Raw genomic sequence first — 7,234 nt, forward strand, 5'->3', positions numbered from 1 at the left:
CGAGCGAGTTAGCGAGGCATTCGTTTACCTGGCGTGAGTGTTCCAGGACGCCGGCTTGACGGCCGAAAAGGTGGCGCAAGACGGGTCCGATCATATCCCACCACGCGAATTCGAACGGGACTTCAATCAGAGGCAGCGCCAGGTTTTCCGCTGTGGCGATCACAACAGGGCTGAGTCCATCTACGTAACGTCCCAGTTTGATGGCCAGCGCCGCTGCGTTCCTGGCAACCGCCGTTTGGAGCAGTTCGATGAGGCCCTGTTCGGAGGAACGTTCCAGAAAATACCCTATGGTCAGCAGCAATTCCCCGCCGCGCACCCAGTTCACCGAATCCGGTGCCTCCAGCACGCCCACCGATTCGATCACCCTATCCAGTCCGCTTTGGCCAGCCAAAAGTCGACAGCCGGCCAAGGGCCCCTGCAGCGCTTGGCCGACAGTTAGCGCCATCGGCCAGACCCCTTCCGCCCTGTTGTGCGCACAGGATGCTTTCGCCACCAGCCGGGGCAAATCCTCCGACAAACGGACAGCGTCGGGGCCTCTGTTTCGTCCCGATGACGGAAGGGTGGACCTGGCGGACCGGAGTATTGATGGGCAAAGGCAGCAGAAGAAAGTCGTGGAGGGGCTTGCGGTGCAATACGACATACTCATCGTAGCGGGTACAGTGGTTGACGGCAGCGGAAGGCCGCCTTTTGTAGCCGATGTAGGCATACGGGGTGATCGCATAGAGGCGGTGTCCGGCTCGCTTTCCCAACCGGCCAAGCTCGTCCTGCGGGCAGAGGGGCGGGTAGTTGCCCCCGGCTTCATTGACACCCACAGTCACTCTGACGTGGTTGCGGTGCTCGACGACGCGTACCAGGACAAGTTGCGGCAAGGCGTCACTACGGAAGTGATCGGCAATTGCGGGCTAAGCTTTGCCCCGGACCTTTCCCCAGCCGACGAACTGGCTCGTTACACTGCGCCGATTAACGGGGGTATGACCTCGATCCCTCGCTGGAGGACATTCCGCAGCTTCCTGGATTTGGCTGTTTCGAGACCATTGCGGCAGAATCTGCTTCCGCTCGTAGGTCATGGTACGTTGAGGATTTCGGCCATGGGATTTGATGCGCGAACACCTTCCGCGTCCGAGATGGATCACATGTGCTCCCTGCTCAAGGAGGCGCTCCAGGCGGGCGCAGCTGGTCTATCGAGCGGTCTTGTCTACCCTCCGGGTGCCTACTCAGAGACGCCCGAAATGGTCGCACTATGCCGCGTCGTCGCTGACCATGGTGGTATTTATGCGACACACATGCGGAACGAGAGCCACCGCCTGCTGGGGGCCATAGAGGAAGCCGTAACGGTGGCGGGCATAGCGGGTGTCCCCCTCGTGATCTCTCACCTTAAGTGTATGGGGCGGTCCAACTGGGGCAAGGCGGAACTGGCCCTCGGCCTTATCGAACGCGCCCGGGCAAGGGGTCTGGCAGTGTGGGCGGACCAGTACCCGTATGAGGCCAACAGTACCCTGCTAACCGCCCTGTTCCCCCCCGTATCCCTTACGGGAGGGGTGGCCGGGCTCCTCGAGCGACTGGCAAACCCGCAGTCGCTCCAGACCATCATGGATCAGGTGGAGGGGGGTGATGACGGGACCTGGGAGAACTTTGTGCAGGACGCTGGTGGGTGGGATGGGGTAATGGTCAGTTCCGCACCGGGTTGGCGGGAGGCAGAGGGTAAGACGGTCGCCCAACTGGCGCAGGCCTGTGCCCGCACGCCGCGGGAGGCGGTGGTGGAGTTGGTGAGGCGGACGGCGGGCAACGGTACGGTCGTCACCTTCACCATGTCGGCCGAGGACATCCGGGCCATCGCTGTGCATCCGGCAGTGATGGTCGGGTCAGACGGAATGCCGGGACCGGGCAAGCCGCATCCCCGGCAGTACGGGACGTTCCCCCGAGTGCTCAGACTGTTCGTGCGAGAAAAGCAGTGGCTGACGCTCGAGTCTGCAGTACACAAGATGACGGGCCTGTCGGCCCGGGTGTACGGGCTGACCGATCGGGGCTTGGTCGCCCCCGGCTACTTCGCGGACTTGGTCGTCTTCGACCCTGAACTGGTGCGGGATACGGCCACGTATGAATCCCCGCGCCAGCACCCTCTCGGAGTCGAGGCCGTGATCGTCAACGGTAGGTTGGCCTTGCGGCGTGGAGAGCTCGGCGAACCCGCCGGCAGGGTATTGCAGAGAGCCGGAAAGGAGGTTAGCGAATGAGCGGCCAGGGTATCGTGTATGTAATCATGATCCTGTACTTTGCGGTAGTCCTCGGGATAGGGTATGCCTTTCGCAAACAGGAGTCCCTCGACGATTACGGGCTGGCCGGGCGGTCCCTGACGACACCTGTCTTTGTGGCTACTTCGGTGGCCACCTGGATTGGTGCCGGTTCCATCATGGGACTGGGTGGGCAAGGATACACGATTGGGATCGGCGGATACTGGTGGGCTTTCGGTTGGGCTGCGCTGTGGTGCCCGATTCTCATCGGCTGGCTGGGTGCAAGAAGGATACGCCGGACGGGGCTCTACACGATCAGCGACGTCGTGGGGGAGCGCTTTGACGATCGGTCGCGCGTGCTCTCAGCGGTGCTACTCCTTTTCTATACCCTCACCCAAATGACCTTACAGGTCATCTCTGCTGGGGTTATCGTTAACGTCCTACTCGGCATACCCGCGTGGGTCGGTGCCGTCGTGGGAACACTGGTCATGCTCACATACACTGTGATGGGCGGCCTCAAGGCAGAGGTGTGGACTGACGTGCTTCAGTTCGGCATCCTCATTCCTGCTTTCCTGGCCATGTTAATCTTTTACTGGATTAAGCTGGGTGGTACCGGCGTGCTTGTCAGCCAGTTACCACAACACTTCGACCTGTTCCGACCAGGGTCCACCCAGATCTGGGCGTGGCTTCTCAGCATCGGGCCTGGCGTCACGCTGGCCACGTATACGTGGCAACGCCTGCTGGCGGCAAAAGATGAGCGGACCGCGCGTGCCGGGGCATTTTACTCGTACGGGTTCGCGGCCGTTTACTACCTTGTGCCCTTCTTCCTGGGTATCTGCGCGGCGGCAGCATATCCTGGGTTGAAGGATCCCCAGCAGGCAGTCCCTAAGCTGATCCTGGGCCTACACCCGGCTCTGGCCGGAATCATGCTGGCAGCCTTTCTGGCCGTGCTTATGTCTTCAGCCGACTCCATCCTCTTGTACGGTGCGACCACCTTCACGCAGGACATTTACCGCCGCTTCATCAACCCAGCGGCGTCTCAGCGGAAGCTGGCGTACGTGGCCCGGCTTGCCACGCTCCTCATGGGGTTGTTCGCGCTTGCCTGGGGCCTGTGGATGCCGGTCATCATGCCCATCTGGAACCTGGGGTACGCCGTGCTTTCGGGTGCGTTGTTCTGTCCCGTGTGGGTGGGTTTACTCTGGAAACGGGCTACGCCTGATGCATCGTTTTGGACCATGCTCGTCTGCGCGATCGTGTATTCGGTGCTGTACTTTGTGAAGCCATTGGGGCTGGACCCGATATTCTTCGTGCTCCCTTTCTCCGCAGTGCTGATCGTCGTGCTGAGTTTCCTCACCACCGAGACGCCCAGAGAACGCCTCGAGCGGATATTCGGGTAGGCGACGAGAAGAGAATCCCTATGGCGGGGCCCCGAATCGGGGCCCCTTGGTTTGCGAGGAGGGTGGGGGGCAACTACGTGTCACGCGGAGCCCCGCGGTGAACCAGTAGGCTGGGGGTGGCGTGCCTGGTCTGAATGTTTTTCAGATGTCTTGGGAAATCTGGAGGAATCGCCCAACAGTCTTTTAGGACTGTTTCGCGAGGACGATGGAGCATCATGGACGCCTTCCGGTATACGTCCCACGGGGAGACGGAACAGCATCATCCTCTCAGGCGGCCAGTCGTCGTGTTGCTTAGGGGGCAGGGAAGCCCGGCTACCGCGAGAGCCCGAGCAGGTCCTTGAGCACGGGCTGAAGAGATCGGCGACCGACGGTTGAATCTCGATGAGAAGTAGGCGCTGGCGGCGAAGTTGGTGAGGGATGCCGGTGGGTGGCGGGACGTCGTGTGAACGGCGGATGGCGGGTGGCTTCCGGGCGCCGGGGTTGCAGGCCGCGCCGTCGGCGGTTGTCTGGCCCGGATAGGTGAATCGGTCGTTGAAGCTCCAGTCAAGCAAGGGGAGATTTACAGAAAACGCGGGCCGGCGGGTGGCGTTACCAGTTCGCCTCCTTGGAGCGAGGTCCGTCACTTGTTGACGGAGGTGCCGCGGTACGCTGGACCGGGAACCACATTCGGTGGAAGGGTAGCGGGGACCCCAGTCGTTGGACGGGATGGGTCGGTCCGGTCGTGGCGGCGGGGGTGTTCGAGACGATGATGACCGGTGCGGTGGTACGGAGATGGTGCGGGGGCGGCGATCGTGAGTATCCGGAAGGGAATCCCGACCATGCCGTCGAAGTTTGGCAGCTGGCAGAGCACTTGGACGGTTCCATGGAGCGCCCCTCGTGGCCGTGTGCACCGGGTGGTTGGAGCTCTTTATGATAGCCGGGGTGGTCCGCAGTGGACGAGGCCGAATGGGTGACCCCCCACGAGCTTCTGGCAAGGCTCTGCTCAGCCGCTGCCGCGGCAGGGATCGGGTGTGATGGCCAGGCGGGGCTTAGGGTGTCGGATGTTCTCGCCTGGCTGGACCGGGAGGGGCGGTCCTGGCAGGTTGACCACGGGCCCGGTGGCCCGTGGACGTGCCTGAACTGGCGCGATACGTGGCCTGGTCTGGTCCACACGCGCCTTCATTTCCTCGGCGACGAAGAAGGCTCCATGGCAGACGCGGTCGCCGCTGCTTGCTTTTATGCCATGGCCTGCAGCCTTGTCGCGGGAGGGCGTGCGCGACAATGGGATGAGGCCCACGGCGGGGGTAGGCCGTTCTCTCCAGACGCGCAAGTGGGTTGCAGCGACCTTTTCGCGGCTTGGCTGGCACCGGATCAGGTGCGCGTGTTGCGGCGGGCGTTCTTGCTTGCGGGGTTGGAGTGGCCGTTTGGATCGGAGGTTTCGGTTGAGGCGGTACTTCGGTGGCTGCGGGCTTGCGGGTGGGAAGTGGATCTGATCAGGTGCGAGGATGCTGGAGGCAGGGTGCGGCGGAAAGTCAGGCTTGGGGATGAGGAAGTGGTGCTCGAGGTGTGCTTCTCCGGGCGTAGTGACGGCGATGCGGAACCGCTGCTAGAGGAAGCGGTGACTAAGGGTGCGCTGTGGACCTTTGCGGTGGCACAGTGCGAACTGAAGGGGTTCCGGTTGACCCACGAGGCCTCGTACGGTCGGTTGGCCTCGGACGGTACGATGGCGCTCCTTGCACTCATGAGCAGGGCGGGGGAACCGTGGCCCTTCAGCCTGCCCCCCACCATGTTCGAGTTGACCGGGTGGCTGGAACAGCAGGGCTGGGGGTGGAGCCTGTGCCGGAATAACCTCCCGGAACACGTGCTGGACGATCCCGACTGGCGTAGGCACCAGTCGGTTCTGATCCTGTCCGGGACGGGTACCGCCCCAATGGGTAACGCTCGCTGAGGTCAAGAACTTGGTTGTGTACCCCATGTTGCTCGCGCAATTCATCGAGATCGTCCATGAACTAAAACCTCCGCTGGTGGGTGCTCCACCTCTAGCGGATCTTGTCTCTGGCGGTCATTTCCTGCCGGTGCTCCTGTGCGTTGGCTATCTGCTCGGTCGGTGTTCCAACATATGCAAGGTCTACCCTGCGAGGGAGATCCACGTGAAGATTGAGGACCAGTTCGACCGCAGGATAGTATCTCTGCGAGGCAGACGACTTGAAAGTCTCCTTCTGGTGTAAAGCCCTGGTGAGATACCGGCTGTGGGGACAGGTGTTCCGCGGAACGGAGCTAAGCCGGGTCAACTGCGACGGAGGGGGTGTCCGGGTGTATATCAGGCGTGTGCAGGTCGACAACTTCCGTGGAATCACACACCTCGATGTCACGTTGAAACCCGGACTAAACTTGATCATCGGGCCCAACAACTCCGGGAAGAGCACGCTCCTACAGGCCATCGACATGGTCCTGAATCCGACAACCCTGTGGTGGAGGCGTGATGTGCCCTTTAGGGACGATTTCTGGAGGGGGAACACGAGTACCCCCATCAAGGTCGAAATCCTGCTCGGATGCGGCCGAAAGTATTGTGTGGATGGCGATGATTCCTGTCCGGAAGCGGTTGCTCTGGCTTCCGCCTCGCAAGCCTGGCGACCCTGCCCCCTTGCAGACTACGCCATAGCCTACGAGCTCGAGAATCCGAACCGTTTTCGTACGGTCGACGACGATCTCGACGGAACCGACCTCCCCGAGTGGGAACTGGGGGTACGCGTCCAGATGCTGGCGACGTGGAACCCCCGAAGAGGAATACGTTGAAGTGAGGCACTCGCTGCTCAACGAAGCTGGCGAGGTCTCGGCGACTTTTGACCGGCGGATGAAGCAGTGGGTGGGTGCGGTCTTGGTCGCCTCCGGGCGCGATCCGGCCCTCGCGTGTCGCCTGGCTTCTACCTCAGCCCTGTCCCGCTCGCTGGGCGACCTCAGTGAATGGCGCGCAGACGTGGGTGCCCGATTGCGCGACGCTTTATCGGGCCAGCTTGGGGAGATACCGGGAGAACGCGCCGGGATTGCCACCCAAGTGGCACTACGCGCCATGGCCAGTGTGGAGGGACCGGGCGATTTCAAGGTCGTCTTGGTTGCGGCACCCGGTGGCGAGGATCGGTTGCTGGGCCAAGTCGAGATAGGTAGGCGGATAAGAGCAGGACAGCAGGAGTGGGAAGTACCGCTGTCGAGAGAGGGTCGCGGGCTCCAAAGCATGGTTGCCCTGAGCTTGTGGGTCCATGGGCGGGCCAGGAGTGCGCCCATCGTTATGATTGAAGAAGTTGAGCAGAACCTAGACGCAAGTTCGGGGGGAGCTGACAGTGGAACCCGTTGGGCCACTTGGTTCTTTTGCCCAACCGGGTTTTCAACTCCGTGGCTACGGTAAGGGCAACCCCAGGTGAGCAAAGATCCGGCGCTGCAAGTCGTCGGGCTCGGTGGTAAGGGTAAACTGCTGACCAGCGATCTCCATAGTGTTCCGCTGGATGGTGCCAAGGTGCTCCATGAGCAGCCGGAAGGAATACTGTTTCTCCTGGGCCAAAAGGGGCTCCAACGCCTGCATCATGTGCCACCTGACGTACTGCGCCAGCAAGCAGAGGAAAGCGTGGCACCTGA

The 7,234-nt window shown here is 62.0% G+C and carries 6 protein-coding genes; 4 read left to right on the forward strand and 2 right to left on the reverse strand.

Features of this window, described 5'->3' with window-relative positions; all coding sequences use genetic code 11:
- Positions 1-364: PucR family transcriptional regulator ligand-binding domain-containing protein (locus tag AB1609_12280; protein MEW6047242.1), on the reverse strand; the 364-nt coding region annotated here is incomplete at its 3' end.
- Between AB1609_12280 and AB1609_12285 the strand changes: the two genes are divergently transcribed.
- The 4 genes from AB1609_12285 to AB1609_12300 all read left to right on the forward strand — a co-directional run bounded on the left by AB1609_12285 (position 288) and on the right by AB1609_12300 (position 6,400).
- Positions 288-2,231 (forward strand): D-aminoacylase, encoded by a 1,944-nt coding sequence (locus tag AB1609_12285; GenBank protein MEW6047243.1) that lies wholly within the window; start codon positions 288-290, stop codon positions 2,229-2,231. The genes AB1609_12280 and AB1609_12285 overlap by 77 nt on opposite strands.
- On the forward strand, positions 2,228-3,625 hold the full coding sequence (locus AB1609_12290; protein MEW6047244.1) for a sodium:solute symporter family protein: 1,398 nt from the start codon (positions 2,228-2,230) through the stop codon (positions 3,623-3,625). Before AB1609_12285 ends, AB1609_12290 begins: the two co-directional genes overlap by 4 nt.
- A 1,033-nt stretch (positions 3,626-4,658) precedes the next feature.
- On the forward strand, positions 4,659-5,552 hold the full coding sequence (locus AB1609_12295) for a hypothetical protein (protein ID MEW6047245.1): 894 nt from the start codon (positions 4,659-4,661) through the stop codon (positions 5,550-5,552).
- Positions 5,553-5,809: 257 nt separating this feature from the next.
- Entirely contained in the window at positions 5,810-6,400 is a 591-nt protein-coding gene (locus AB1609_12300) for an AAA family ATPase (protein ID MEW6047246.1), read from the forward strand.
- 598 nt (positions 6,401-6,998) lie between these two features.
- Here the strand turns inward: AB1609_12300 and AB1609_12305 are convergent.
- The coding region (locus tag AB1609_12305) for a hypothetical protein (protein ID MEW6047247.1) at positions 6,999-7,234 on the reverse strand (236 nt) is incomplete at its 5' end.

It is taken from the genome of Bacillota bacterium, from assembly GCA_040754675.1.
Classification (GTDB): Bacteria; Bacillota; Limnochordia; order Limnochordales; family Geochordaceae; genus Geochorda.

What these genes read in the sequence shown, in the direction of transcription:
- AB1609_12290 (MEW6047244.1), top strand. Translation starts at nt 2,228, where the DNA reads ATGAGCGGCCAGGGTATCGTGTATGTAATCATGATCCTGTACTTTGCG.
- AB1609_12285 (MEW6047243.1), top strand. Translation starts at nt 288, where the DNA reads ATGGTCAGCAGCAATTCCCCGCCGCGCACCCAGTTCACCGAATCCGGT.